The sequence below is a fragment of the Pseudomonas sp. AP42 genome, from assembly GCF_001728935.1.
Taxonomy (GTDB): Bacteria; Pseudomonadota; Gammaproteobacteria; order Pseudomonadales; family Pseudomonadaceae; genus Aquipseudomonas; species Aquipseudomonas lactis.
Window position 1 is genome coordinate 46,879 of sequence record NZ_LYSO01000020.1, and the last position, 25,953, is coordinate 72,831.

Here is a 25,953-nt window from a genome sequence, read left to right on the forward strand (position 1 = left end):
AGATCTGTTAATCTCACTGTTAACGATCGTCAAAAATCGAACGAGTGCGGCGCACCGGCACCGCTAAACGGGAGGGGTAAGAGGGGATGGCTGAGACTGAAAATGCGCCAAGCTGGCTAAATGAACTCGATCGCAAAGAGGCGGAGTGGGCAGCGAGCTACCTGTCGAAGCGATGGCCTGAAGGGCTTAAGGCCAAGCCCAGCCCGACACCCCCCATGCTTTACCACTCGCTCGCCGAGTCGATCCATGAGCTAGAAAAATATGCAGCAGGCGTAAAGCTCATTGAACGGATGAGAAACTCCATCAGACAGCGGCGCTATAGACTGGCGGAAGGCGGGCGAAAAACGTGCTCTTTCACCCTGCCTCTCAACACCAAGGACAAGCTAAAAATCCTTGCAAAAAATGCTGACACCACCGAAACAGCGATCATAGAAAGCCTGATCGCAGGCGCCCTGCAGTCGAGCCAAGATCAGAAAGAGGGAAAGCGACGCGAGGCCCTGGAGAAAACAATCACCCGCAACTCAAGCAAGCTTGCGCAGGAGCTGAACAAGATCAGGCTCGAGGTGACCACCAAGCACCTGGACGCCAGCCTGAGACGACTGGCTGGCTGGCAGGTATACCTCAACGAACAGACCCCCGAACTTTCGGCTGAGCAGGAGTCAGAAGCTAACAGGATTGCCGAGAAGCGAATGCGCGAGATCCAGGAGGCAATCAGGGCCGTCCTAGCGAAGCATGAAATGATGAGCCCTAGGAACATCTGAGATCAGCCTCCCAGGGCAGCAACTCGCATCAGTGTGGGTCAAAGTGTGGGTCAATACGACAAGCAAAAATAAAGTATTTTAAAATCAACAACATATTTAATAAGAACACCGGCCACAAGCCGGCTTTTTAATATCTGCTGAACAGGCAATACACCGTCGCGCGCCGTGCTGGCGACAAGCGAAGTTGGGCAACAGGCCGCTGCTCAAATGATAAGGGGATGTGTTGATATGTCGCCAATAACGACATGAAGGTAAAACGTGTCGCAAAAGATGCCAGATAGCGACATGAATGCGGTAAATGAGCAGGCAGCCAGTGCAGCATTGAATCAGCACCTTGCTGACCCAATGCCAATGTCACCTCACCTGGGCTGCGAACACTCCACCGCCCGATCCGCAACCATTTTCGCCATCTCCACCAAATGCATCACCGCTCGCTGCGGCGCAGCCACTGAATCGCCGATCACCTGTGACGTAGCCAGCGCACAATGCAGCAGCTCAGCCACCTGCACCCAGGCATCCTCGAAGCTCAGTTCTTCATTGACCTTGAATGGGTTGGTTGCGCCTGACGACGGCAAATCTGAAACAACGTTATCCATAGCAAAACTCCAATCGATAATTTGAAGCTGCCATTTACGCGACTAAACGAAAGGTGGCAGCTGTACGCAGGTTAGTCGACCGGTCGATTGGAACCCGGCGCACCCGAAGGTGCCCTGCGCACAGCCACCATAAGATGCAGGCGATGGGGTGCCTGACTCACGAGTTGCTTATGCGCCAATCGAATCCGGGCGACTAAACCCGATCACTGAATTAGCAGTGACGGTCAGCAGCCTAGTCACCCAATTCCACTGGCGCAAGCGGTTGGGATTCTCTAGGAAACGTCCTGCAAATGAAAGGGATCGGACCTGCTGGCTACTCAAAATCAGGCAATTCACTCCTGTTCTGCACAGCAACCCGGAGGCCTGAAATCGGGCGCCAACCATTGTCCACTTTAAGTTGACAGTAAGACGCCTCCCACCCGATTTATCCCTCGTCACCCACCCATTAATCTGTGCCCATGTTGAACGCAACGCCCAACCAACCTAAACAAAAAAGGATTCAACCATGAGCACTGCAACCTACAACCGCTTGAACAAAGACGACGCCATTGTTCTGCTGGTCGACCACCAGACCGGCCTGATCTCCCTGGTGCAGGACTTCTCCCCCAACGAGTTCAAGAACAACGTGCTGGCCCTGGCTGACCTGGCCAAGTTCTTCAACTTGCCGACCATCCTCACCACCAGTTTCGAGCAAGGCCCTAACGGCCCGCTGGTGCCGGAGCTGAAGGAGATGTTCCCGGACGCGCCGTATATCGCTCGCCCCGGTCAGATCAATGCCTGGGACAACGAGGATTTCGTCAAAGCGATCAAGGCCACCGGGCGTAAGCAGATCATCATTGCCGGTGTAGTAACGGATGTGTGTGTGGCGTTCCCGACGCTGTCGGCGCTGGCGGAAGGGTTTGAGGTGTTTGTGGTGACGGATGCATCGGGCACGTTCAATACCACCGTGCAGCAAGCGGCGTGGAGCCGGATGACGCAGGCCGGTGCGCAGTTGATGAACTGGTTCTCGGTGGCGTGTGAGTTGCACCGCGACTGGCGCAACGACATCGAAGGGCTGGGGAATCTGTTGTCCCAGCGGATTCCTAACTATCGCAATTTGATGAATGGGTATGCGGCGCTGACTGCCCAATCTAAGTAAGTCACCACGCTGTATGACAAGCCTGCTTTGAAAAGCAGGCTTTTTCATTTCACGGCTTACCCGGCCAGCAATTGCCCAACCACCGCCTTGAATTTGGTCAGAGCGCCTATCCGCTTAGCAACAGCTATCTACCTGATGGTATGCAGCTTCCATCGCACGGCAGGTAAACAAGCCTGAGCGGCATAACGTGGATCAAGTGGCATTGGCAAAACGCTCCGGAACGGTAATGAGGAACTCTTTATCGAGTCGACCGCCCCGGATGATTTGCCGCTTGCCCTTACCCATGTCGATGCTGGAACGATCTATTCGCCTATACCACGCATGGTTCGCGTTACGTGCCAGCAACAGGAACACACGTTTGACGCGGATCGAGTTGCACGCTTCAAGCAGTTTTTGCAGGCGTTTGGGGCTGAGTGTGGCCAGACCGCTCAATACATCGGCCACACCGCTGAACAGCATTTCATCGTCGCTTTGATGGATAAGCTCAAGCACCGCACGCTCCGGGGTGGAGATTTTTAGCGCAAATTGGCGGTACGGCACTTGGAAAACTTGTAACGCCATATCTTCCAGCCCCGCAAAGAGCGCACCTCGGTAGAAATTTACCTGGGCCTCCCATTCGTGCTTGCGAAACCAGCCTGGCAGAAGAGCTTCTGATGCGCCGAATAGATCGACTGTCTGCTTTCCGAAGGTCAGGTAGTGGCTGTAACCGGCCAGGCTCAACGCCGTCGCACCACCCGGCCAAATCTGCACCGTTGCGTCTTGTTGCAGTGCGAAGACGCCGCCGTGCCAGTCAAGATCGTCGCCGCTGCGTTTCCACGCACCATGCCCCACACGCTCTACCCAACCCGTGTGCTGATACTTTTGAATGAGGCTCGGCCCAACGCCGTGTTCGTGCAGCCACGCTTGGGTGGCAATGGAGCCCGACGGCCATTCAGCGAGAAGATGGTTTATTTTCATGATAAATATCACCCTATAAGGGTATTTATATAAAAAATATTAAACCACGAGAATGCTGGGCATGACTATTCTTGCGAAGCTTTGATTGCAGCCGTGAATGGGTACGTCAATACCAGGGCGCGGTGACGCGGAGCGTCAGTGGCTGCGTTACCACGCGGAGCGTGGGAACGATCAACTTCCTTAATCCAGGATCAAGTGCGGCAGAAACCGGCTTGAGTCCTTGGTGATCAAGCTATTGTCCTCGCGCACACCGATGCCGGCGGCCTGGTCGCCAATTACCCAAGAGCCGATCAGCGTGTAGCTGTCACCAAATTTTGGCAGCGGCGCGAACTCTTGAAGGATGAAGGGCGCATCCGTGTAGGGGCCGTCTTCTTTTACAGTCAGGCCGTCGGCGGTTTGCAGTTCGATGTTGGCGCCTTCCCGTGAGAAGAAAGGTTTGCGCACCCAGCCTTTTGGCACGGCTTTACTTGGATCGGTGTCCAGGTGGGACGCGAGCAGGTTGGGGTGGCCTTTGTTGAATTCCCACAGCAGCGGCAGGATGCCTTTGTTGGAAATAATGGATTTCCACGCGGGCTCGAAGAACTGTGTGTCGCTCTGGGCAATCGCCGCACCAAAGGGTTCGTGGAAGATGAACTCCCAGGCATGCAGTTTGAACAGGTGGGGGATCCAGCGATCTTCAAGATCGACGAAGCGGCCTTCGCTGGTCAGGCCGATGTCTTCGATGTCGATGTGGCGGGATTCGATGCCGACCTTTTCGGCGACCAGACGCAGGTAGTCGGTGGTGCCTTTGTCTTCGACCGAGTCTTTCATCGAGGCGAAGTAGAACGGCTGGTTGACCTGCAGTTGCGCGAAGGCCTGGTGCAGTTTGGTGTCGATGCTATTGAACTGGTCGGCGTGCTTGGGCAGCAGGCCGCGTTCGATGCATTGTTCCAGCCAGCCCCACTGAAATGCCGCGGCTTCGTAGAGGCTGGTGGGGGTGTCGTAGTTGAGCTCCAGCAGCTTGGCGGGCCCGCTGCCGTTGTAGGAGAAGTCCATGCGCCCGTACAGGTGCGGGTGGCCTTCGAGCCATGAGGTGCGGATCATGTCGTAGAAGGGCGCGGGGATGCTCAGGCGTTCAAGCAGCTCTTCGCTGTGGACCACGCGGGCGACGAGGTCCATGCACATGTCATGGAGCTCGGTGGTCGGGTCTTCGAGGTCGCGCTCGATTTGCTTGAGCGTGAACTGGTAGTACGCGCTTTCGTCCCAGTAAGGTTCGTCGTCGATGGTATGGAACAGGAAGCCAAGACTCTCGGCGGTATGTTTCCAGTCATGACGCTCTGCGCATTGGATCTTCTTCATGGCCGGTTTCCTTAGCTGCTCGACCCGCCGCCCCAGCCGCTGCGTGCGCTGGCTTTGCTGCCGAAGCCACCCCGGGAGGTGGCCGATGAAACCGAGCTCGACTTAGGGGAAGAGCGCAGCGTGCTGGTGTAATTGCTGCTGCCGTACCGGGCCTGGTTGGAACGGCCAAAGGTCGCGCCATTTGACACGCGTTGGTTGAGCGTCGAGTTGCCGTAATTGCCGCGATCATCGCGATAGCGGTACACCGGCTCCGAGCGGTAGCTGTTGCGGTTGTTGCTCAGCATGTTGCCGATCAGCAGGCCGGTCAGCAGGCTGCTGGTAGAGAAGCCTGAGCCACCGCCGCTGGCCTGAGCGTTGGCCGCTTGCGCATTGGCAGCGTCGACCTGGGATTGGGTCACCTGGCCTTCGGCGGTCAGTTCGAAACCGCCCAAGCGCGGGATGAATTTGCCGGTGGAGTCTTGCTGGCACCAGTCGGCAACAAAGTCGGCGTCGCAGTCGGCCTGGCTGTCGTACACCGGCGCTATGCGGCGATGCTCGGCCATGGCGGTCATGTAGGCGTCCGAGCAGACGTCTACCGGAAGTTTTTCATCGGCGCATTGCTGTACCGATTGGAAGTTGTACTTCTTTTGCAGGTCGTAGGTTTTTTCCGTTGGGCCACAGCCGGATATCGCCATGGCGACCGACGCTGCCAGCGACAGCTGGACGTACTTGCTTCGTTTCATCGGGAGCTCCGTGGGCAATCAGTTCGAGGTGGGCGTCATGCACGCGGCATTCAGCATGCCGACGCTGATGGCCACCGCGGCCACGTAGATACCGGCCGCCAGCTCGCCCTTCTTGATGCGCTCGGACGTGCCTTTTAGTACCAGGCTGGTCAGCAGGAACGCCAGCAGCTGGACGACGGCGGCGATCACGGCCCAGACGATGAAGTCAAGAACGTTGATCGAGTAGGCAATCACGTTGCTGGCCGGAATGGCGAAACCGACGATGGCACCGCCCAGGGCGACCGCTGCGGAGGTGTTGCCCGCACGGATCAGTTCGAACTCCTTGTGCGGAGTGATGCGGGTGTAGATGAACTGGAACAGCGCGAACAGTACCGCAGCCCCCAGGATATAGAGGACAAAGCCGAGCACGGCAGCTTTGTTAAGGGAGATGGAGAGTGCTTCTAGCATGGACGGCTTCCTTTTTTAGAGCGTAGTCAGGTCGGTGGTGTACAGCGAAATGCCCAGGGATGTGCTCAGGCTGATGGTGCCTTCGGTATCTTCTTCGACGGAGAACAGCAGGAACTCTCGACGGTCGGTCAGGCCGGTGTCGCGGGCGTATAGCATCGAACGGTGCTCGACGCTGTAGGTGGCTTCTGGGCTGGTGACCTGCTCGCTCATCGCCACCAGTTCGGTCTGGCCGTCCTCGCTGCCCCACTCACGGAAGAACTCGACGCCGTCGTGGGTGTAAGTCGGCAGCCCGATCAGGCTCTGTGGGCCCGCCAGCCTGCGCAGTTCTGCTTCACTGCTGATGGTGACGTAACTGAGGTAGTTGAACAGAATCACCGACTCGACCTGGCCTGCGACCTGCCCGGTGGTGTGCACCTGCAGCCAATAATCTTCGTCGTTCATGTAATAGCGCGACAGCCAGGTGGACTGGCCGAGGTCGATGGTGCCGTTGCTCCAGATTTCCTGGGAACCGGGGATCACCACGTTGGTTTTTTCATCGAGCAGCAATTTCAGGGTGGTGTCGAACATCACCCCCTTGCCCGGTGCCAGGCCCAGCGGGCCGGTGGCTGGCAGGCTTGGGCTGACGGCCGGGCTCGAGTCGGTAGTGGCTTTTGGGGCCTCAAGCCCCATCAACTGTTTAAGCCATCCCATGGGAGATTTCCTTAAGTCGGGTGGAAGCGATGTAGAAGAGTTCGCCGCCTTTGACCTGTGTGGCATTGGGCGGGTTGATCGACGCCTGCTGAACACCTTGGGCGCGATAGCCGATGAGGGTGGCGTTGTGGCGTTCCTTCATCTGCGTGTACAGCTCGCCGAAGGTTGCCTCAAAGGCATCGGGCAATTTCATCAGGTACTGGGTGGCGCCCTGCCCCACGCACAGCAATTCATTGATCACCACCGACGAGCCCGGATCCTGAGAGGCGCGCACCAGCATTTCGATTGCCATGCTGGACGTGCATTCCAGCCGCGGGGCGTAGGAGCTGGCGAGTGCGGCGATTTCACTTTCGTTGAAGTGGGCGACCACATGCCCGACGGGGCTTAGTTGGTTCACCGCCAGCACGGTGGCCAGCGTCAGGTCATCAGACGGGGTTCGCACCAGCACACGCTCGGCACCGGGCACACCGGCACGCAGCAACAGCGCGGTGGAAGACAGGCTCTCGCCGCGGATGAACGCTGCTTTGCCCGGCATCGGGTTTTCTTCAAGGCTGCAATCGCAGATCACGATCAGGTTGTCGTTCGAGGTTTCGTCTTGCAGCAACAACTCAATCACCCGCTCGCTGGACGCGCCCTCCCAGCCGATCAGCACGGTATGGCCGACCTTGCCGGTGAAATCACCTTTGCCCTTCATGCCTTTTCTCCATGCATCGATAACACTGCTGGTGGTTTTGCCGATGGCGGCCGTGAGCAGCGCAATGCCCCCGAGCATGACCCAGGTCGCCACGAAAATTCGTCCCGCCGAGGTCTGCGGCGCGAGGTCGCCATAGCCGACGGTGAGTGTGGTGGTGAGGTAGAAGTAGATAAACGTGGCGGGAGCAGTGAGGTGTTGTTCGCCCAGCAACACCAGGCCCAGGTAAGCCGTGCTCAGGTGGACACCCAAGGCAACGATCAGCCCTGCCCAACCGAAGCGGTGAAAGAGGGACGAGGCGTACATGCGTAACAGTAGGAAAATCGACATTTGGCCCCTGGCTCCCTGGGTACTTGAATCCTGACGACAGCATCGCCTCGGCGTCTGGATGCTCAAGTGCGGTCACCCGGCATTAAACCCGCTGCGCGGCGTGGATAGAAGTACCTTGGCTGCAATAAATCCGGCGAGCGCACCAAACAGATGCCCTTCGAAGGAAACGCCCTGCCGCGGAAGGAAGCCCACGATCAGTCCGCCATACAGCAAAGCCACGACAGCGGCTGTTAGCAAATTGCCCCAGCTTCTGTGAAACCAGGCGCGAGACAGCAGATAGGCCCATAGTCCGAACACCCAGCCGCTGGCGCCGACGTGTACGCCTGAAAAACCAAACAGCCAGACCAACAAGCCGCCCAGCAGAATGACGATGGCACTGACGGCAATGAACCGGCTGACCCCTTCGATCATGACCAAAGAGCCCAAGACCAAAAAAGCAATCAGGTTGGCGCTCAGGTGGGCGAAGGAGGCATGCAAAAACGGTGAGGTGAGGATACCGAACAGGCCCTGCACCGTTCTCGGGATCAGCCCGAACGCCATGAGGCTGTAACCGGTCGCCACATTGAGCAGTTGCAGCGCGACCATGAAGAGGGCCAGGCCTGCGATTGTCTTGAAACCGTTCAAGGCGTTCATCCTGACCTCAACATGAAAAGAAGTGCCCAATGCCGCTCAGTGAAACACCGCCCCTTGTGGGAGCGGCGGTGCGACGATTCGACTTGCTCGCGAAGGCGCCAGCTCAGTCAACATTGACAGTGACTGCCCCACCGCTTTCGCGAGCAAGCCCCACTTTGGTCTGCGCTGCTTGGACTTGCCTTTATTACTCAGCCGACTTTTGCTTCAAACGCTCCAGAATCGCATTGGCACTGCCTTCGTTCGGCGTGATGCCGGCATCGCGCAGTTTGCGCTCCAGGTCCGTGCCCGTTGACGCATCAGCCAGCTCATCCTGGGCTTGCAGCTCAGCGGCACGTTGCTGCTGCTTGGCCTGCAAGCGGTTGAGCGTACCGACCGCGGTTTCCAGCTTGCCGTTAGCACCGCCGCTGGCAATGGAGGCACTGACCTGGGCCTTTTGCACGCTGTCGCGAGCCTTGGCCATGTCCACTTGCTGGCGCAGGCTTTTGATGCGGCTCTCGGCTTTGGTGATGTCTTTGCGCATGCTTTCAGCGTACCCACCGAACTCGGTGGTCTGCTTTTGCTCCACGTCCCGCTCGTTGGTCAGGGTCGAAATGGCTTCGGCCACTTCCAGGGCGAGGTCTTCACGGTTGGCCTGGATAGCGGCCATCGCCTTGGATTCCAGGTCTTTGATCTTGGCGTCGTACTCGCCAACGCGATCAGCCGCCAGTTTGTGCTTGGCCATGATGCTTACCAATTCACGCTTGGCGCTGGCCAAGGCGCTGTCGGCATCGCGAATTTCCTGGTCAAGGATGCGCAGGGCCTGTTGGTCGACGATCGATTCGCCGACTTCGCTGGCACCGCCACGCAACGCGGTGAACAATTTGCTCCAGATGGACTGAGTCATTGGATTTTCCCGAATAATTAAATGAAGAAACGTTCGAAGGCTTCGCTGGCGCGCTGCACGTTATCAACCAGGGTTTTCACCTCGGTCACGATGTTGGTCAGGCTGGAGTCGGAGCTGAGCGCACCGAACATGTTGTAAACCACCTGCCCGTTCGGCATGGACTCGATGCCGATGGACGACAACGGGAACATCTCCCGGCTGCGCAGCACCGCGTCGTTGAAGGCCGGCACGTCGTTGATGGACTCAGCGTCGACCAGGACGGTATCCACGATGATTTGCTCGCCCACCACCGCGATATAAATCGGCAAGCCACCAAAGTCGTTCATCTCCAGCTTGATGCTGGACTCGGAGCCTTGGACGAGAGAAAGCGTAATGTCATTGGACGTCACATCATCCAGGGCCTGAAGAGCACTGAAGAGGCGATCGATATTCCAGTTGGTACCTGCGCTCATGAAATTCTCCGACATGAATGAGCCAGCCAGGATCGGTTGGCGTAGCTGTTTCTCCATTTGCTTGAGCAGGCTTCGGTTTTCGGGAAGCACCCAAGTCTCGTGTTTCACATAACCGGCCGCCGCCAGCCCCGCGCGCATCTGCTTCATGTAAAAGCTCGACGGCTTTTTTGCGGACGGCTTCAAGCGCTCTCCCTTGAGGCTTGCTGAATCGGTATCGGGCCCTGCTGATGGGCTCGATGGAGAGCTGCTGTTCATGGTACTGACCTCGCTGTGAAAAACTCACGCGTGAGAAAATCTACAGGCAATCGGCAAGGGACTCAATAGCTCACGCGTGAGATTTTTCCTTACATTTTTCAGCCACCGAAAAGGGCCAGCCTACCCCGCCAACTCTCGCTCGATTTGCTCGATGCTAGGCAAGCTCGATTGCAGTTCGGCTGGCAAAGACTCCATCAGTTGATATTGCGCCACACCAATAGGTCGGTTGTTATCGCGCAGTGCATATTCAGCCACCACTTCATTTTTACCCTTGCACAACAAGAGGCCGATAGTCGGGCCATCCTGTGGGTGCTTTATCTCGGCATCCACCGCCGCGAGATAGAAGCTCAGTTTGCCCAGGTGCTCGGGTTTGAATTTGCCCGCCTTGAGTTCTATCACCACATAGCAACGTAGCTTGAGGTGATAGAACAACAGGTCGATGAAGAACTCATCGCCGCCTACATTCAGCAGCACTTGCCGGCCAACGAAGGCAAAACCTGCGCCCAACTCCAACAAGAAGTCAGTGACGTGCTTGATCAGGGCTTTTTCGATCTCGCGCTCTTGCGCATTCAGCCCCAGGCTGAGGAAATCAAAGCGGTACGGGTCTTTGAGGGATTCGCGCGCCAGGTCGGATTGCGCTTTGGGCAGATGGCTTTCGAAGTTGCTGACGGCCTTGCCACTGCGCTCCAGCAGGCGGTTTTCAATGTGCATCACCAGTGTGTTGCGCGACCAGTTATGTTTAACGGCCTGAATGATGTACCAACGACGAGTTTCGGGGCCGGGAAGCTTATCGAGCAGCACCACGTTGTGGCCCCAAGGCAATTGTGCAGCAGCCTGTTGCACAAATTCCGAATCCGGCCAGGCCTCAGCAAAAGCACGCATGTACTTCAAATTGCGCGGCGAAAAGCCCTTGATGTCAGGAAAGGCCGCCCGCAGATCTTGCGCAAGGCGGTCGATCACTTTGCTACCCCAACCTTGAGCGTGCTGACGCATCAAAATATCGTGCCCGATCTGCCAGTAGAGCAGCACCAGCTCACGATTAACGGCAATTGACGCACGCTGTTGCGCCTGATGGATACGGCCCTTGAGGTCTGTCAGCCAATCGCCGTAGCCCTCAGGAGGCGCGATCAACCCGATAGAAGTTTCGCTCATGCCTTTTTTACTCTGGTGTTTTCGGCAGGCTAGCCAGCCCACAGTACCGTCACAAGCGTTCATGAGCACTTCAGGAAGGGTCCTGCGCACCTCACAGAAAGGTCCTGCTGGCCCTTGACTCTCCCCTATACGGCAACCCCTAGCCTGAATGCCCTTTTCAGGACCTATCACCATGAGTCAGCGCATCCTGGTCATTCTCGGCCACCCGTCCGCCGATAGTTTTTGTTCCGCTCTCGCGCACACTTATATCCACGCCGCTAAAACGGCCGGCCACGAAGTCCGCGTCCTGCGCCTGGGTGATCTCAGCTTCGACCCGATCCTTCATCATGCTTACACCCAGGTTCAAGCGCTGGAACCCGACTTGCTCAACGCCCAAGCCGACATCCTTTGGGCCGAGCACCTGGCGTGGGTTTTCCCTGTTTGGTGGGGCGGGGCCCCGGCTCTGATGAAGGGCTTTATCGACCGCGTTTTCCTCCCCGGCTTTGCCTTCAAATATCGCGCAGGCAAGGCATTCCCAGACAAGCTGTTAAAGGGCCGAACCGCGCACTTGTTAGTGACCCTCGACACGCCGCCGTGGTATTACCGCTGGGTTTATCGCATGCCGGCCATCCACCAGATGCGTCGTACCACGCTGACGCTTTGTGGCATCACGACGAGCAAGACGCTGCTGTTGGGGCCGGTGCTGGGCTCTACGCTGACGCAGCGGGCCAAGTGGCTGAAACAGACCGGCGCACTATTTGAAAAAGGGAGTTTTCATGTACATCGGCAAAGCCGCGCAGTTGTCCGGCACGACCATCAAGGCAATTCGTCACTATGAGGCGATCGGGCTGATGCCAGCGCCTGCGCGTCAGGGCGGTTATCGCGTTTATACCGAGCAGAGTGTCGAGCGGCTGATGTTTATAAAGTGCGCGCAACAGCTGGGGTTCAAGCTCAAGGAGTTGCAGGAGATTTTGCTGGGGTACGAGGGTAATGCGCTTCCTTGGGACAAGGCTGATCAAGCCATCGCCAATAAGAAGCAAGCGTTAGCCATGCAAATTGTGGCATTGCAGAATATGCATCGGGGTTTGTTGGCCTTCGAGGCCCAATTGAAAGCGGCGCAGGGGGAGTGCTCGGTCGCCATGAAAGCAAGCTGAGACTCGGTGAGCCGAATAAGGTCGCTAATCGGCTCATTGGGTGAGCCGAATAAACCCATCAATCGGCTCACATCCCCGTGTGTGCGCCACTCATTTGCCCCAATCCCCCATGTCTGCTAGTGTCGCGCCGGTTTACCGTCTACCGGAATTGCCGCCATGGCCCGCAAAAAAGTTGCACTCGATTTCGAACAATCCCTCGCCGACCTGCAAGCTTTGGTCGAGCGTCTGGAGAACGGCGAGTTGTCGCTGGAAGACTCGTTGACGGCGTTTGAGCAAGGCATCGGCCTGACCCGCGACTGTCAGAGCGCGCTGGCGCAGGCAGAGCAGAAGGTCCAGGTGTTGCTCGAGCGTGACGGCGAGTTGGCCGAAGAACCTTTCGATGCGGAACAGCCGGAATGATCAGCGCGTATCAGGCCAGTAGCCAAGCCCGGGTGAATGCGGCGCTGGAGCCCTTGTTTGTTGCGCCAAGCCCGGAAATGACTCGCCTCTATGAAGCCATGCGCTACAGCGTCATGAATGGTGGCAAGCGTGTGCGGCCGTTGCTGGCCTATGCGGCGTGTGAAGCCCTGGGCGCGCCTGCCGAAGAAGCCAATGGTGCCGCCTGCGCGGTGGAGCTGATCCACGCCTATTCCCTGGTGCATGACGACTTACCGGCAATGGACGACGACGATTTGCGTCGCGGCCAGCCCACGACCCACAAAGCCTTTGATGAAGCCTATGCGATCCTGGCCGGTGACGGCTTGCAGAGCCTGGCGTTCAGCGCATTGCTGGACCCGCGCTTGAGCAGCGTCAACGCCGAGATCCGCCTGCGCATGGTCACCGCCTTGGCCCACGCCGCAGGCCCGGCTGGCATGGTTGGCGGGCAAGCCATCGACATGGGCTCGGTCAGCCTCAAGCTGGATCAAAAAGCCCTCGAGCACATGCACCGCCACAAAACCGGAGCGCTGATTGAAGCGGCCGTGCATCTAGGCGCCTTGGCCAGTGGCCGCGCCGACGCCGAGCACTTGGCGGCCCTGCAGACCTATTCCCGCGCGATCGGCCTGGCCTTCCAGGTGCAGGACGATATTCTCGACGTGGAAAGTGACACCGCCACCCTCGGTAAACGCCAAGGCGCCGATATCGCACGGGACAAGCCGACTTATCCTGCGTTGCTCGGGCTGCAAGCCGCCAAGGCGTATGCCATCGAGCTGCGCGACCAGGCCCTGGAAGCCCTGCGACCTTTCGACGCGGCGGCCGAGCCACTGCGTGACCTGGCGCGGTATATCGTCGAACGTCGCCACTGACAGCCGCGGCCATTTGCGCCGCATATCGGCCAAGTTCGGCGCTCTGCGTGGGCAGTTTGCACGGCTTGAGGTAAACTGCCGCCTCTTCTATACCTATAACGATTCGCCTGATGCCCACGACGTTTCAAGAGATTCCCCGCAAACGCCCGTCCACGCCCCTGCTCGACCGTGCTGCCACGCCGGACGGCCTGCGTCGACTGGGTGAAGCCGAGCTGGAAACCCTGGCCGATGAGCTGCGCCTGGAATTGCTCTACACGGTCGGCCAGACCGGTGGGCATTTTGGCGCCGGGCTGGGCGTGATCGAGCTGACCATCGCCTTGCATTACGTGTTCGACACCCCGGACGACCGGCTGGTGTGGGACGTGGGCCACCAGGCGTATCCACATAAAATCCTCACCGGCCGTCGCGAGCGCATGGCCAGCCTGCGCCAGAAGGACGGCCTGGCCGCCTTCCCGCGCCGTGCCGAGAGCGAGTACGACACCTTTGGCGTCGGCCACTCCAGCACCTCCATCAGTGCAGCGCTGGGCATGGCGATTGCCGCCCGCCTGCAAGGCAGTGAGCGCAAGGCGATTGCGGTGATTGGTGATGGCGCGCTGACCGCCGGCATGGCCTTCGAAGCGCTGAACCATGCGCCGGAAGTGGACGCCAACATGTTGGTGATCCTCAACGACAACGACATGTCGATTTCGCGCAACGTGGGTGGCCTGTCCAATTACCTGGCGAAGATCCTCTCCAGCCGCACCTATGCCAGCATGCGCGAAGGCAGCAAGAAAGTGCTGTCGCGTCTGCCTGGCGCGTGGGAAATCGCGCGTCGCACCGAAGAATATGCCAAGGGCATGCTGGTCCCCGGCACGCTGTTCGAAGAGCTGGGCTGGAACTACATCGGCCCTATCGACGGCCACGACCTGCCCACCCTGATCGCCACGTTGCGCAACATGCGCGACCTCAAGGGCCCGCAGTTCCTGCATATCGTCACCAAGAAAGGCAAAGGTTTCGCTCCGGCGGAAGTCGACCCGATTGGTTACCACGCGATCACCAAACTCGAACCCCTCGATGCCCCTGCCGCCGCGCCGAAAAAGGCCAGCGGGCCGAAGTATTCCGGGGTGTTTGGCGAATGGCTGTGCGACATGGCCGCCGCCGACCCGCGCCTGGTGGGTGTGACCCCGGCGATGAAGGAAGGCTCCGACCTGGTGGCGTTCAGCGAGCGCTTCCCGCTGCGTTACTTCGATGTGGCGATTGCCGAGCAACACGCCGTGACCTTCGCGGCCGGCATGGCCTGCGAAGGCGCCAAGCCGGTGGTGGCGATCTACTCCACCTTCCTGCAACGCGGTTATGACCAGCTGGTTCACGATGTAGCGGTACAGAACCTCGACGTGCTGTTCGCCATCGACCGTGCCGGCCTGGTGGGCGAAGACGGCCCGACACATGCCGGCAGTTTCGACCTGTCGTACCTGCGTTGCATCCCCGGCATGCTGGTAATGACACCGAGCGACGAAAACGAACTGCGCAAGATGCTCAGCACCGGCCATCTGTACAACGGCCCGGCCGCTGTGCGGTACCCGCGCGGCACTGGCCCCAACGCCGTGATCGAAAAAGACCTGGAGCCGATTGAAATCGGTAAAGGCATTGTGCGTCGCCAAGGCAGCAAAACTGCGTTCCTGGTGTTTGGCGTGCAACTGGCCGAAGCCTTGAAAGTCGCCGAGAAGATCGACGCCACTGTGGTCGATATGCGGTTCGTCAAGCCACTGGACGAAACACTGGTACGCGAAATTGCCGCCAGCCATGAGTTGCTGGTGACCGTCGAAGAAAACGCCATCATGGGCGGCGCCGGTGCGGCGGTCAGCGAGTTCCTGGCGCGGGAGAATATCCTCAAGTCGGTGCTGCACCTAGGCTTGCCGGATGTATACGTCGAGCACGCCAAGCCGGCGCAGATGCTGGCTGAATGCGGGTTGGATGAAGCGGGTATCGAAGCGTCCGTTCGCGAGCGCCTGGCGCTACTGACTCTGTAATCAGCCCCAAATGTGGGAGCTGGCTTGCCTGCGATGACGGCGGCACATTCGCTAACAATGTGTCAGATACACCGCTATCGCAGGCAAGCCAGCTCCCACAGTGGTTTTGCATGACATTCGAATGCTATGGACAGCCCATGAAACGCCTGTGCCTTGCCCTGCTACTGCTCCCCTGCGCCGACCTACTCGCCGACACCCGCGACCAGGCCCTGAAGCTCTCCGACGTGGTTATCAGCGCCAACCGCCAAGTCCAGGCGCGTAACGACAGCAGCGCCGCCAACACTGTATTCACCCGCGCGGACATCGACCGCCTGCAACCCACCAGCGTCACCGACCTGCTCAGCCGCGTGCCGGGCGTGCAAGTTGCGCCAACCGGTGGGCGTGGCAGTTTGCCGGGGATTTTTATTCGCGGCACCAAGTCGGCGCAGAGCCTGGTGCTGGTGGACGGCCAACGCATCGCCAACACCACCTCCGGCGACAGCGGCTTGCAATACCTCAACGTCGATCAGATTGAACGGGTGGAAGTGCTGCGCGGTTCACGTTCGGTGATCTACGGCAGTGATGCGATTGGCGGGGTGATTCAGGTGTTCACCCGGCGCAATGCCGAGCAAGGCTTGCAGCCGCGCTTGAAACTGGGGTTTGGCAGCAACCAGACCTGGGAGCGCAGCCTGGGCCTGTCGGGCGGCGATGAACACACGCGTTTCAACCTGGGCGCGAGCCTGGATGAAACTGACGGTATCAACGCGAGCCACGCGTCGTTTCCCAGTGATGGCGACCATGATGCCTACCGCAATCAGTCGATCAGCCTGAACCTCAGCCATTCGTTCAGCGATGAGCTGGAGGCGGGCTTCAACCTGTTGGATAACCGTGGCAAGTCGGAGTATGACAACAGTTATGGCCGCTACGACGGTGCCACCGGGCAGAGCCTCGGCCAGAAACCCTACACCGACTACACCGTGAGCAGCGCCAGCGGCTATGTCGATGCCAAGCTCAATGACAGCTGGCAGTCGCGCCTGGAGCTGGGCCACAGTGAAAACCGCGACACCAAGCGCGATACCCTCAGCGATGATTACAGTGCATTCAACACCTACCGCGACTCGGTCAATTGGCAGAACGACCTGACCCTAGATGAGCAAAACAGCCTGATCGTCGGCGGCGATTGGTACGAAGACCGTTTCCACGGTTCCACCACCTTTACCGAGAACAGCCGCTGGAACCGGGCGGCCTTTGTGCAGCACCGTTTCAAGAGCCAGTGGTTTTCCACCGAGCTGGGCCTGCGCCGCGACCAGAACCAGCAGTTCGGCGGCCAGAACAGTTGGAGCGGCACCCTGACCGTGCCGGTCAACCCTGACAATGACCTGCTCCTGAGCTACAGCGAAGGCTTCCGCGCGCCGACCTTCAATGACCTCTATTACCCCGACACGCAGTACAGCAACCCCAATCTGCAGCCTGAGACCTCAAAGAGCTACGAACTACAATGGCGCAGCCAACTGACCGACAGCGCACGCCTGGAAGCCTCGCTGTATCGAACTGATCTGAGCGACGCGATCATCCTTGACGCTGGCAAGCCGCAAAACGTGGCGGCGGCGCGGATCAACGGCTTTGAAGCGGCGCTCAAGCAGGAACTGTTTGGCTGGCAGGGCAACCTGGGCCTGTCGCTTATCGACCCGCGTGACCGTGACAGCGGCCACACCCTGGCACGTCGCGCACGGCGCACGGTGAACCTGGATCTGGACCGACAATTTGATCAGCTCGGTCTCGGCGCCAGCTGGCAGGCGATCAGCAGCAGCTACGACGATGAAGCCAACCGCAACCGTCTGGGCGGTTATGCCTTGTTGGGGCTGCGCAGTAGTTGGGCGTTGAACCGGGAGGTGTCGTTGTCGCTGAAGGTGGATAACGTGCTGGATAAGTCTTATGCACGGGCGAAGTACAGCTACCTCGGCGAGGCTCAGAATTATCGTGAAGAAGGTCGGGTGTGGATGGTTGGGCTGACATGGACGCCTGAGTTCTGAGGGGCCTGCACCGATGTCATCGCAGGCAAGCCAGCTCCCACAATTGAAATGCATTCCCCTGTGGGAGCTGGCTTGCCTGCGATAGCGGTTTCACAGGTTAGGTGATAAAACCTGACACAACCGCCCCACCGCCTCCAACATCTGCCCACTCGGCCGCTCCAGGCCCTTGTCCGGCACTAACCGTACCCGAGCAGCCATCATTGGCCATGCCTTCCAAGCGTCCTTCTGAGCCTGATCCCCCACCAGGATCACCTCCGGATCACGCGCCAGCACCGACTCGATATTCACCTGCGGCGCCGGCAACTTCAGGTCATCAAACACATTGCGCGCCCCGCACACACTGAGGGCATCGCTGATGATCTGCCCACCGCCCACGGTGTACAGCGGCTGGTTCCACACTTGGTAGAACACCCGCAGCGGCTCAGCCCGTTGGTAGCGCTGGCGTAATTCGGCCAAGCGCTGGCGCAATTGTGCAGCACGCTCTCGCCCTGCCTCAGCGCGGCCCAATTGCTCGGCAATGGCCTGCACCTGCGTGGTCAGTTGTTCAAGGCTATGGGGTTCGGCGACGTACACCGGGATATTCAACCGCTGGAGCTGCTCGCGCTGGGCCGGGCCAACACTGCCAGGCCACAGCAGGATCAGGTCGGGTTTGAGGCTGAGCAGGCGCTCCATGTCCAACTGGCCGTAATGCCCGACCGAGGGCACCTTCGCCAACGCCACCGGGCGCTCACCACCATCAAGTACGCCAACCAGCAAGTCGTCGGCGCCCAGTTCAAGCACGATTTCAGACAGTGACGGCGCCAGGCTGACAACTCGCTCGACCGCCCAGCCCTGGGCACTGAATACCAGCAGCAGCGCCAGCCAGTAGCGCTTCATCCCAACTGACGCGGTATGCGATAGAGGTAGAACAGCACCAGCGTCGACAACGCCAACAGAAACAGCGGCACCGCCTCCAGACCGACGAATACCGCCAGCGCGCCGATCCAGGCAGGCAGCGCGGCCACCAGCAAGGCCGTGCGCCGTCGCGCCGCCAGGGTGATCCAGGCTGCGGGCTCTTCAGCAGTATCAAGGGCTTTGGAGGTGGCGATCAGTGCGTGTTTATAAGCATGAAAATAACGCAGGCTGAGAAACATCGAGGCCACGCCGGCGATGAAAAACGGCATGGCCAAGACGGGCAACAAGGATTCAGCACGACCAAACAGCAGGTTGATCACAAACAAAGGCAGCAATGCCAGGGCCAGGTACTGCCACCAATTGAAGGACAGTCGCCGTTTCACCTGGCCACGGGTCACGCGCGGTCGACCTCGCCCTGGTGCTCGTTGCCCATCATGTGGTCGAGCTTGCTGGCTTTGGTGGCCAGGTAGAGTTTGTTGTGCGGGTTGTGCCCGGTGTGCAGCGGCACGCGCTCGGCCACGGTGATGCCCATCTCGGTCAAGGCTTTGACCTTGCGGGGGTTGTTGGTCATCAGGCGCAGGGATTTGACCCCCAGGTGCTCGAGCATCGGCAGGCAGATGGCGTAGTCGCGCTGGTCGGCAGCAAAGCCCAGACGCTCGTTGGCCTCCACGGTATCGGCGCCGCCGTCTTGCAGTTCGTAGGCGCGGATCTTGTTCAACAGGCCAATGCCGCGGCCTTCCTGACGCAAGTACAGCAACACGCCACGGCCTTCACGGGCGATGGCCTGCAGTGCGGCCTCCAGTTGCGAGCCGCAGTCACAGCGCTGGCTGAACAGCGCATCGCCGGTCAGGCACTCGGAATGCACACGCCCCAGCACCGGCTCACCATCGGTGATGTCGCCGAGGCTGAGCACAACGTGCTCGCGCCCGGTGGCTTCTTCAAGAAAGCCGTTCATGGTGAACGTGGCAAAAGGGGTAGGCAGCTTGGAAGCGGCGACGAAAACGACGGGCACCGTGTGCTCCTGATTTCAGATTTCACAGAGGCGGGCATTGTAACAGCACGTTCCTACAGACGCTTAAGCTGAATTATCGCTGATAAAGATCAATAGGTTCGATTGGCCTTTGGATTGATTCTATGTAGGCGCGAGCTTGCTCGCGAAAGTGGTCAACGATGACGCGGTATCCTGGGTGAGCGCGGCGTTTATGAGTTTTTCGCGAGCAAGCTCGCTCCTACAGGGGGTAGGGTTGTTTCCAGCGGTCGAAAATCGCTTTCAGCTCACCGGTCTTGACCAGGCTGGCCAAGCGCTGGTCATACACGGCCATCAATGCCCTGCCGCGCTCGGTGTCGGCGAAGGCTACGTAGAGCGGTAGTTCAGCGATATGGGTGAGCTTGAATAGCGCCGGGTCTTGCGCCTGGCTGAGCACGTATTTGGCTTCGGTAAGGGCATCGATATAAAAATCGGCGCGACCGTGTTGCAGCATCGGCAGAATGCCGCTGCGCCGCTCGATCTGGTTAAAGCGCTGCACATTGGGCAGGTAACCCTCGTACTTGTAACCACGCACCCAGGCCAGGCGGTACTTGCCCAGGGTCGCCAACGTCGGCGTGGGTGCAGTGGCCAGCCCGAGGGCGTAGACGTGATCGGCGTCGAAGTTCCAGCGCGGGTACAGCACACCACTGGCCTCCTCGCGATAGGTGCCGACACACCCATCCACTTCACCACGCTGGGCCAGGCCAATCGAGCGGGTGTAGGGCACGCTGCGGGTGTGCACGGTGATGCCAGCCGGTTCAAAGACTTGGCGCAACACATCCCAGGCCAGGCCGCTGCCATCTTTGTTGGTGTAGTCGTTCCATTCCTCACTGGCCAGCACGATTTTGCCGGGCACGGGAGTGCTCGCCTGGGCCAGGGAAGCGAAGGTACACAGCACGATCAGCAGCCAGCGGCATGCAGCCATGGTCACGGCCTCTTACTCGGGATAATCGTATAAAGGGTAGCGCAGAGCGCCGGCTTAGGGCGTCTGGCGAAAATGCTGGTAGCCGCGCACAGCCGGGGTGATGTCCTGGCCGTCGCCGTCGAGCAGCGTCACGCCCTGCCCCGCTTCGACTCGGCCGACCACATGCACTGGCCAGTCAGCGGCCTGCAACGGTGCCAACTGGGACGGTGGCAAGGTGAACGCCAGCACATAGTCGTCGCCCCCACTCAACGCCGCCACGCGAGCCTGGTCTTCGCCGACAAACGCCAGCAAGGCCGCAGACAACGGCAACCGGTGGCGCTCAACCACCAGGCGCACCGCTGACGCCTTGGCGATATGCCCGCAATCGGCCAGCAGCCCATCGGAGATATCCATGGCCGCAGTCGCCTTGCCCCGCAATGCCAGCCCCAGGGCCAGCTGCGGTTGCGGCGACCAGTAATGCGCCAGCAGCGGCTCGGCGATTGCTGCGTCAGCCGTGCGCTGCCCCACTACCAGCGGCAAGGCGCCCGCGGCATTGCCTAGCTCGCCGCCGACACACAGCAAATCACCCGGCAGTGCACCGCTGCGCGTCAAGGCCTGGCCAGCCGGCACGCGGCCGAACACGGTCAGGGTGAGGCTCAGCGGCCCACGGGAGGTATCGCCGCCCACCAAGCCTACGCCGCAGCTTTGCGCCATGGCGTTCAAGCCTTGGGCATAGCGTTGCAACCAATCGGCTTCGACGCTCGGCGTGGTCAGGGCAAGGGTAAAGGCGAGGGGGTGGGCGCCCATGGCGGCCAGGTCGCTCACCGCCACGGCCAGCGAGCGCTGGCCGAGCAGGAACGGGTCACAGGGGTCGGCAAAATGCACCCCTGCTACCAGCGTATCGGTAGAGACTGCCAGTTGCTCCCCAGCGGGAAGCGCCAGCAAGGCGCAGTCGTCGCCGATCCCCAGGGCAATGCCTTCGCCGCCTTGCGCACAAGGCGCAGCGGCGAAGTAGGTGCGGATCAGCTCAAACTCACCCATTGAAGATTCAAGCGCAGATTAGCGCTTGTGTTCCTTCACTTCGGCTTCACGCAGGCGCGGGGCCAGCTTGTCGAGCACGCCGTTGACGAATTTGTGGCCGTCGGTCGAACCGTAGACTTTCGCCAGTTCGATGCCTTCGTTGATCACGACGCGGTACGGCACGTCGACGCGCTTGAGCAGCTCCCAGGTGGACAGACGCATCACGCACAGTTCAACCGGGTCGAGTTCTTCGATGGTCAGGTCCAGGCAAGGCGCCAGGGCTGTGTCGATCTCGGTCAGGTTGGCGTGCACACCATGAAGGATGTCGTGGAAGTAGCTCTGGTCGGCGAAGGTGAAATCGTTATCGACGCGAAACTGTGCCTCGATTTCGTTCAGCGAAGCGCCCGCCAGGTGACGCTGGTACAGCGCCTGGGTCGCAAGTTGACGCGCCTTGCGACGCTTCTCGCTCTTGGACGGCTTGCCAGCATCGGCAGGACGCGGCTCCTGAGGGTTGAACTGATCGCTTTCGTCGGAAATCACTTGGCCTCCAACTGCGACAGCAGGCTGACCATTTCCAGGGCGGACAAGGCAGCTTCGGCGCCTTTGTTACCGGCCTTGGTGCCGGAACGCTCGATGGCTTGCTCGATGGAATCCACGGTCAGTACGCCGAAAGCGACTGGCACGCCGAACTCCATGGACACCTGGGCCAGGCCCTTGGTGCATTCGCCGGCCACGTATTCGAAGTGCGGGGTACCGCCACGAATCACCGCGCCCAGGGCGATGATCGCCGCGTATTCACCCTGCTGAGCAACTTTTTGCGCAACCAGTGGAATTTCGAAGGCGCCAGGCGCGCGGATAAGGGTGATATCGCTCTCGCTCACACCGTGGCGAACCAGGGCGTCAACCGCACCGCTTACCAGGCTTTCAACCACGAAGCTGTTGAAGCGGCCAACCACCAGGGCATAGCGGCCTTTGGGGGCGATGAAGGTACCTTCGATGGTCTTCAGGGTCATTCGACAAATCTCTTAAAGAGCCGGGACGCGAAAAGTGCGTCCCTCAGTGATGATTTAACCGCGAACAAGGGGCAAGAATCGCCGGCCTTTATTCGGAGGGCACGTATTCTACAACTTCCAGGTCGAATCCGGATATCGCATTAAATTTCATCGGTGCGCTCATCAGGCGCATTTTGCGCACACCCAGGTCGCGCAGGATCTGCGAACCGGCACCGACGATGCTGTAGGTGGTCGGCTTTTTCACCGGCACGGCATCAGCAGTTTCGCGGATATGTGCCAGCAATACATCGCCGTCCAGCGGGTGACCGAGCAACAGCACCACACCGCTGCCCGCCTCGGAAACCGCAGCCATGGCGGCGCGCAGGCTCCAGCGGCCCGGCTGCTTGACCATCAACAGGTCACGCAGGGGGTCCATGTTGTGCACGCGTACCAGGGTCGGTTCTTCGGCGCAAATGTTGCCCAGGGTCAGGGCCATGTGCACGTCGCCTTCCACTGAATCACGGTAGGTCACCAAATTGAATTGGCCCAGTTCGCTGTCCAGTGGCTGCTCGGCAATCCGCTGAACGGTACGTTCGTGGATCATGCGGTAGTGAATCAGGTCGGCGATGGTACCGATCTTGAGGTTGTGTTCGGCGGCAAAGGCTTCGAGTTCAGTCCGACGGGCCATGGTGCCATCATCGTTCATCACTTCGCAGATCACCCCGCTTGGCTCGAAACCGGCCATGCGCGCCAAATCGCAGGCGGCTTCGGTGTGGCCGGCACGGGCCAGGGTACCGCCCGGCTGGGCCATCAGCGGGAAGATGTGACCCGGGCTGACGATATCTTCGGCCTTGGCGTCTTTCGCAGCGGCGGCTTGCACGGTGCGGGCGCGGTCAGCGGCGGAAATGCCGGTGGTGACGCCCGTGGTGGCTTCAATGGATACGGTGAACTTGGTGCCAAAACCCGAGCCATTGCGCGGCGCCATCAGGGGCAGCTTGAGCAATTCGCAGCGTTCGCGGCTCATGGGCATGCAGATCAGCCCACGGGCGTGCTTGGCCATGAAGTTGATGTGCTCGGGCTTGCACGCCTCGGCGGCCATGATGATATCGCCTTCGTTCTCGCGATCTTCGTCATCCATGAGGATGACCATCTTGCCTTGGCGGATGTCTTCAACCAGTTCTTCGATGCTATTGAGCGCCACGCGGCACCCCCTTGGTCAGGATTTCAGGTAGCCGTTAGCGGCCAGAAAACTTTCGGTGATGTTACCGGCTGCAGGCTCTGCGGCCTTTTCGCCCAGCAACAGGCGCTCCAGGTAACGGGCAAGCAAGTCCACTTCCAGGTTCACCCGGCGGCCCGGCTGGTACGAGGCCATGATGGTTTCGCTGAGGGTGTGGGGAATGATGGTCAGTTCAAATTCGGCGCCATTCACGGCGTTCACGGTCAGGCTGGTGCCATCGACGGTGATCGAGCCTTTGTGGGCGATGTACTTGGCCAGCTCTTTGGGCGCGCGGATACGGAATTCCACGGCGCGGGCGTTTTCGCTGCGCGCGACCACTTCGCCGACACCGTCGACATGGCCGCTGACCAGGTGACCGCCCAGGCGGGTGGTCGGCGTCAGGGCTTTTTCCAGGTTGACCGGGCTGCCGGCCTTGAGGTCGTTCATCGCGGTGCAGTCCAGGGTTTCCCGGCTGACATCGGCAGCAAAGCCGTTGCCCGGCAGCTCGATGACGGTCAGGCACACGCCGCTGACGGCGATGCTGTCGCCCAGCTTGACGTCGCCGAGGTCCAGCTTGCCGGTTTCAACCAGCAGGCGGACATCGCCGCCTTTGGGGGTCATTGCACGGATGCTGCCGATGGATTCGATAATGCCGGTGAACATTTCGTTCTCCTGAAAACGAGGGGCTGACGCTTAAGCGCAGGCCGGGAATTATACGCTCACTGCTGGGACGGGGATGGCAGTGACTCGCCAGTCGTCGCCCACAGCGCGCATGTCGGTGATCTTGAGTTGGGGGGCATCGGCCAACTTCTCAAGCGGCCAGTCCAGCAACGGGCGGGCAGCAGAGCCTAAGAACTTGCCGGCGATGAATATCACGTACTCATCCACCAGGCCTTGTTGGGCAAACGCACCGGCCAGGCTTGGCCCAGCTTCCACCAACACGTCGTTGACGCCACGGGCAGCCAGGGCGACCAATGCCGAGCGCAGGTCTACCTGGCCTTCCACGCCAGGCACCACCAGGCACTCAGGGCCACGGGGAAACTGGTTCTCTGGGGTGACGCAGGTGATGACCAATGCCGGGCCGGCCTTGAAGAACGGCGCGTTGAGCGGCACCCGCAGGCGGCCATCGATCAGCACGCGCAACGGCGGGCGCGACATGGCCAGGGCGGTGGTTGCTTCATCCAGGCCCAGTTCGGCGGCGCGTACGGTCAAGCGGGCACCGTCGGCCAGTACCGTGTCGGCACCGGTCAGCACCACACTGGCTTCGGCGCGCAGGCGTTGCACCGCAGCACGGGCGGCGGGGCCGGTGATCCACTGGCTTTCGCCGCTGGCCATCGCCGTGCGGCCGTCCAGGCTCATCGCCAGCTTGACCCGCACAAACGGCAGGCCCTGCTCCATGCGCTTGAGGAAGCCGGGGTTAAGCGCCCGCGCTTCGGTTTCCAACACACCGCTGCGCACCTCGATACCGGCCTGGGCCAGGCGCTGCATGCCCCGCCCGGCCACTTCAGGGTTCGGGTCCTGCATGCCGGCCACTACCCGCGCTACGCCGGCGGTCACCAGCGCATCGGCGCAGGGCGGCGTACGGCCATGATGGCTGCACGGTTCAAGGGTCACGTACACCGTCGCGCCACGGGCCTTGTCGCCCGCGGCGCGCAGGGCATTGGGCTCGGCATGGGGCTCGCCGGTGCGCTCATGCCAGCCTTCGCCGACAATCTGCCCGTCACGCACGATCACGCAGCCAACCCGCGGGTTGGGGTGGGTGGTGTACAGGCCCTTGCGCGCCAATTCGAGGGCGCGGGCCATGTAGTGGGCGTCGAGCACAGCCTGTTCAGAGGTCATTGTTTGGAGGGCTCACGGGCCAGGCGGTCGATCTCTTCGCGGAACTCATTGAGGTCCTGGAAGCGTCGATACACCGAGGCAAAACGGATATAGGCGACTTCGTCGAGCTTTTGCAGCTCGCCCATCACCAGCTCACCGACCACCAGGCTCTTGACCTCGCGCTCGCCGGTCGCCCGCAGCTTGTGCTTGATATGCACCAGCGCCGCTTCCAGGCGCTCGACACTCACCGGGCGTTTTTCCAGGGCGCGCTGCATACCGGCGCGCAGTTTTTCTTCGTCGAAAGGCTGGCGGCTGCCGTCGGACTTGATCAGACGCGGCAACACCAGTTCGGCGGTTTCGAAGGTGGTGAAACGTTCACCACAGGCCAGGCATTCGCGCCGGCGACGCACTTGGTCGCCCTCGGCGACCAGACGCGAGTCGATGACCTTGGTGTCGTTGGCACCGCAGAAGGGACAGTGCATGGTTGGCAGGCAACAAAAAATGGGAGGGCCATGGTAGCGCATCCCTGTGGCAAGACAAGCCATAGCCTTTACGGTATATAGGCAGGCTTATATGTTTCATATTTTTAAGCCACGGATT

At 60.1% G+C, this 25,953-nt stretch carries 30 protein-coding genes; 8 read left to right on the forward strand and 22 right to left on the reverse strand.

Features of this window, described 5'->3' with window-relative positions; genetic code table 11:
• Positions 1 to 86 precede the first annotated feature (86 nt).
• Complete coding sequence (locus tag A7K61_RS10485) at positions 87 to 761, forward strand: hypothetical protein (RefSeq protein ID WP_017736617.1); 675 nt, start codon at positions 87 to 89, stop codon at positions 759 to 761.
• Positions 762 to 1,120: 359 nt separating this feature from the next.
• Here the strand turns inward: A7K61_RS10485 and A7K61_RS10490 are convergent, their stop codons facing one another.
• Positions 1,121 to 1,357 carry a hypothetical protein gene (locus tag A7K61_RS10490; RefSeq protein ID WP_069557505.1) on the reverse strand — a complete coding sequence of 79 codons (237 nt, stop codon included), beginning with the start codon at positions 1,355 to 1,357 and terminating at the stop codon, positions 1,121 to 1,123.
• Between the two features lie 505 nt (positions 1,358 to 1,862).
• Between A7K61_RS10490 and ycaC the strand changes: the two genes are divergently transcribed.
• On the forward strand, positions 1,863 to 2,495 hold the full coding sequence (ycaC, locus tag A7K61_RS10495) for an isochorismate family cysteine hydrolase YcaC (RefSeq protein ID WP_069557506.1): 633 nt from the start codon (positions 1,863 to 1,865) through the stop codon (positions 2,493 to 2,495).
• A gap of 192 nt (positions 2,496 to 2,687) precedes the next feature.
• On the opposite strand, the gene A7K61_RS10500 is transcribed toward ycaC, so the two are convergent.
• The 10 genes from A7K61_RS10500 to A7K61_RS10545 form a co-directional block, all read right to left on the reverse strand.
• Entirely contained in the window at positions 2,688 to 3,452 is a 765-nt protein-coding gene (locus tag A7K61_RS10500) for a type IV toxin-antitoxin system AbiEi family antitoxin (RefSeq protein ID WP_057711956.1), read from the reverse strand.
• 180 nt (positions 3,453 to 3,632) lie between these two features.
• Complete coding sequence (locus A7K61_RS10505) at positions 3,633 to 4,790, reverse strand: glutathionylspermidine synthase family protein (RefSeq protein WP_069557507.1); 1,158 nt, start codon at positions 4,788 to 4,790, stop codon at positions 3,633 to 3,635.
• Positions 4,791 to 4,801: 11 nt separating this feature from the next.
• Positions 4,802 to 5,512, reverse strand: coding sequence for a DUF1190 domain-containing protein (locus A7K61_RS10510; protein WP_032895116.1), 711 nt, complete (start codon positions 5,510 to 5,512; stop codon positions 4,802 to 4,804).
• 18 nt (positions 5,513 to 5,530) lie between these two features.
• Positions 5,531 to 5,959: a DUF350 domain-containing protein gene (locus A7K61_RS10515; RefSeq protein ID WP_003194539.1), complete on the reverse strand. Its 429-nt coding sequence runs from the start codon at positions 5,957 to 5,959 to the stop codon at positions 5,531 to 5,533.
• Positions 5,960 to 5,974: 15 nt separating this feature from the next.
• Positions 5,975 to 6,649 carry a DUF2491 family protein gene (locus A7K61_RS10520; protein ID WP_069557508.1) on the reverse strand — a complete coding sequence of 225 codons (675 nt, stop codon included), beginning with the start codon at positions 6,647 to 6,649 and terminating at the stop codon, positions 5,975 to 5,977.
• Positions 6,636 to 7,670 (reverse strand): ion channel, encoded by a 1,035-nt coding sequence (locus tag A7K61_RS10525; RefSeq protein ID WP_069557509.1) that lies wholly within the window; start codon positions 7,668 to 7,670, stop codon positions 6,636 to 6,638. Before A7K61_RS10525 ends, A7K61_RS10520 begins: the two co-directional genes overlap by 14 nt.
• A gap of 72 nt (positions 7,671 to 7,742) precedes the next feature.
• A complete protein-coding gene (locus A7K61_RS10530; RefSeq protein WP_047711871.1) occupies positions 7,743 to 8,303 on the reverse strand; it encodes a rhomboid family intramembrane serine protease in 561 nt (186 codons plus the stop codon).
• 184 nt (positions 8,304 to 8,487) lie between these two features.
• Complete coding sequence (locus A7K61_RS10535; RefSeq protein WP_047711872.1) at positions 8,488 to 9,186, reverse strand: PspA/IM30 family protein; 699 nt, start codon at positions 9,184 to 9,186, stop codon at positions 8,488 to 8,490.
• A 17-nt stretch (positions 9,187 to 9,203) separates the two neighbouring features.
• Positions 9,204 to 9,785: a YjfI family protein gene (locus tag A7K61_RS10540; RefSeq protein WP_032895109.1), complete on the reverse strand. Its 582-nt coding sequence runs from the start codon at positions 9,783 to 9,785 to the stop codon at positions 9,204 to 9,206.
• 228 nt (positions 9,786 to 10,013) lie between these two features.
• Positions 10,014 to 11,045, reverse strand: coding sequence for a YhcG family protein (locus tag A7K61_RS10545; protein WP_047711873.1), 1,032 nt, complete (start codon positions 11,043 to 11,045; stop codon positions 10,014 to 10,016).
• 172 nt (positions 11,046 to 11,217) lie between these two features.
• On the opposite strand from A7K61_RS10545, the gene A7K61_RS10550 reads away from it, so the two are divergent.
• The 6 genes from A7K61_RS10550 (at position 11,218) to A7K61_RS10575 (ending at position 17,482) form a co-directional block, all read left to right on the forward strand.
• On the forward strand, positions 11,218 to 11,862 hold the full coding sequence (locus A7K61_RS10550) for an NAD(P)H-dependent oxidoreductase (protein WP_069557510.1): 645 nt from the start codon (positions 11,218 to 11,220) through the stop codon (positions 11,860 to 11,862).
• Positions 11,801 to 12,178, forward strand: a complete 378-nt coding sequence (locus tag A7K61_RS10555) for a MerR family transcriptional regulator (RefSeq protein ID WP_078467689.1) — start codon at positions 11,801 to 11,803, stop codon at positions 12,176 to 12,178. Before A7K61_RS10550 ends, A7K61_RS10555 begins: the two co-directional genes overlap by 62 nt.
• Before the next feature lie 156 nt (positions 12,179 to 12,334).
• Positions 12,335 to 12,577 carry an exodeoxyribonuclease VII small subunit gene (locus tag A7K61_RS10560; RefSeq protein WP_003194556.1) on the forward strand — a complete coding sequence of 81 codons (243 nt, stop codon included), beginning with the start codon at positions 12,335 to 12,337 and terminating at the stop codon, positions 12,575 to 12,577.
• Positions 12,574 to 13,461: a (2E,6E)-farnesyl diphosphate synthase gene (gene ispA / locus A7K61_RS10565; RefSeq protein WP_069557511.1), complete on the forward strand. Its 888-nt coding sequence runs from the start codon at positions 12,574 to 12,576 to the stop codon at positions 13,459 to 13,461. The genes A7K61_RS10560 and ispA overlap by 4 nt, the downstream gene beginning before the upstream one ends.
• 110 nt (positions 13,462 to 13,571) lie before the next feature.
• Positions 13,572 to 15,470 (forward strand): 1-deoxy-D-xylulose-5-phosphate synthase, encoded by a 1,899-nt coding sequence (gene dxs / locus A7K61_RS10570; protein ID WP_032895104.1) that lies wholly within the window; start codon positions 13,572 to 13,574, stop codon positions 15,468 to 15,470.
• A 137-nt stretch (positions 15,471 to 15,607) separates the two neighbouring features.
• Positions 15,608 to 17,482 (forward strand): TonB-dependent receptor domain-containing protein, encoded by a 1,875-nt coding sequence (locus A7K61_RS10575; protein ID WP_069557512.1) that lies wholly within the window; start codon positions 15,608 to 15,610, stop codon positions 17,480 to 17,482.
• 90 nt (positions 17,483 to 17,572) lie between these two features.
• Here the strand turns inward: A7K61_RS10575 and A7K61_RS10580 are convergent, their stop codons facing one another.
• From A7K61_RS10580 to nrdR, 11 genes are all read right to left on the reverse strand, one after another.
• Positions 17,573 to 18,358 carry a cobalamin-binding protein gene (locus tag A7K61_RS10580; protein WP_047711877.1) on the reverse strand — a complete coding sequence of 262 codons (786 nt, stop codon included), beginning with the start codon at positions 18,356 to 18,358 and terminating at the stop codon, positions 17,573 to 17,575.
• Positions 18,355 to 18,774 (reverse strand): hypothetical protein, encoded by a 420-nt coding sequence (locus A7K61_RS10585; protein ID WP_044269046.1) that lies wholly within the window; start codon positions 18,772 to 18,774, stop codon positions 18,355 to 18,357. The genes A7K61_RS10580 and A7K61_RS10585 overlap by 4 nt, the downstream gene beginning before the upstream one ends.
• Complete coding sequence (gene ribA / locus A7K61_RS10590; protein WP_003194569.1) at positions 18,771 to 19,388, reverse strand: GTP cyclohydrolase II; 618 nt, start codon at positions 19,386 to 19,388, stop codon at positions 18,771 to 18,773. The genes A7K61_RS10585 and ribA overlap by 4 nt, the downstream gene beginning before the upstream one ends.
• Before the next feature lie 217 nt (positions 19,389 to 19,605).
• The gene (locus tag A7K61_RS10595) at positions 19,606 to 20,328 is read right to left on the reverse strand and encodes an ABC transporter substrate-binding protein (protein WP_056785241.1); all 723 of its coding nucleotides are present in this window, start codon (positions 20,326 to 20,328) and stop codon (positions 19,606 to 19,608) included.
• A gap of 54 nt (positions 20,329 to 20,382) precedes the next feature.
• Positions 20,383 to 21,348, reverse strand: coding sequence for a thiamine-phosphate kinase (gene thiL / locus A7K61_RS10600; RefSeq protein WP_069557513.1), 966 nt, complete (start codon positions 21,346 to 21,348; stop codon positions 20,383 to 20,385).
• Positions 21,349 to 21,366: 18 nt separating this feature from the next.
• A complete protein-coding gene (gene nusB / locus A7K61_RS10605; protein WP_044269051.1) occupies positions 21,367 to 21,867 on the reverse strand; it encodes a transcription antitermination factor NusB in 501 nt (166 codons plus the stop codon).
• A complete protein-coding gene (ribE, locus tag A7K61_RS10610; RefSeq protein WP_003194576.1) occupies positions 21,864 to 22,340 on the reverse strand; it encodes a 6,7-dimethyl-8-ribityllumazine synthase in 477 nt (158 codons plus the stop codon). Before ribE ends, nusB begins: the two co-directional genes overlap by 4 nt.
• Positions 22,341 to 22,428: 88 nt before the next feature.
• Entirely contained in the window at positions 22,429 to 23,520 is a 1,092-nt protein-coding gene (gene ribBA / locus A7K61_RS10615; RefSeq protein ID WP_003194579.1) for a bifunctional 3,4-dihydroxy-2-butanone-4-phosphate synthase/GTP cyclohydrolase II, read from the reverse strand.
• Positions 23,521 to 23,535: 15 nt separating this feature from the next.
• Positions 23,536 to 24,198 (reverse strand): riboflavin synthase, encoded by a 663-nt coding sequence (locus A7K61_RS10620; protein ID WP_044269053.1) that lies wholly within the window; start codon positions 24,196 to 24,198, stop codon positions 23,536 to 23,538.
• Positions 24,199 to 24,246: 48 nt separating this feature from the next.
• On the reverse strand, positions 24,247 to 25,374 hold the full coding sequence (gene ribD / locus A7K61_RS10625) for a bifunctional diaminohydroxyphosphoribosylaminopyrimidine deaminase/5-amino-6-(5-phosphoribosylamino)uracil reductase RibD (protein WP_057711942.1): 1,128 nt from the start codon (positions 25,372 to 25,374) through the stop codon (positions 24,247 to 24,249).
• Positions 25,371 to 25,835, reverse strand: coding sequence for a transcriptional regulator NrdR (gene nrdR, locus A7K61_RS10630; RefSeq protein ID WP_019818855.1), 465 nt, complete (start codon positions 25,833 to 25,835; stop codon positions 25,371 to 25,373). The genes ribD and nrdR overlap by 4 nt, the downstream gene beginning before the upstream one ends.
• Positions 25,836 to 25,953: the final 118 nt, after the last annotated feature.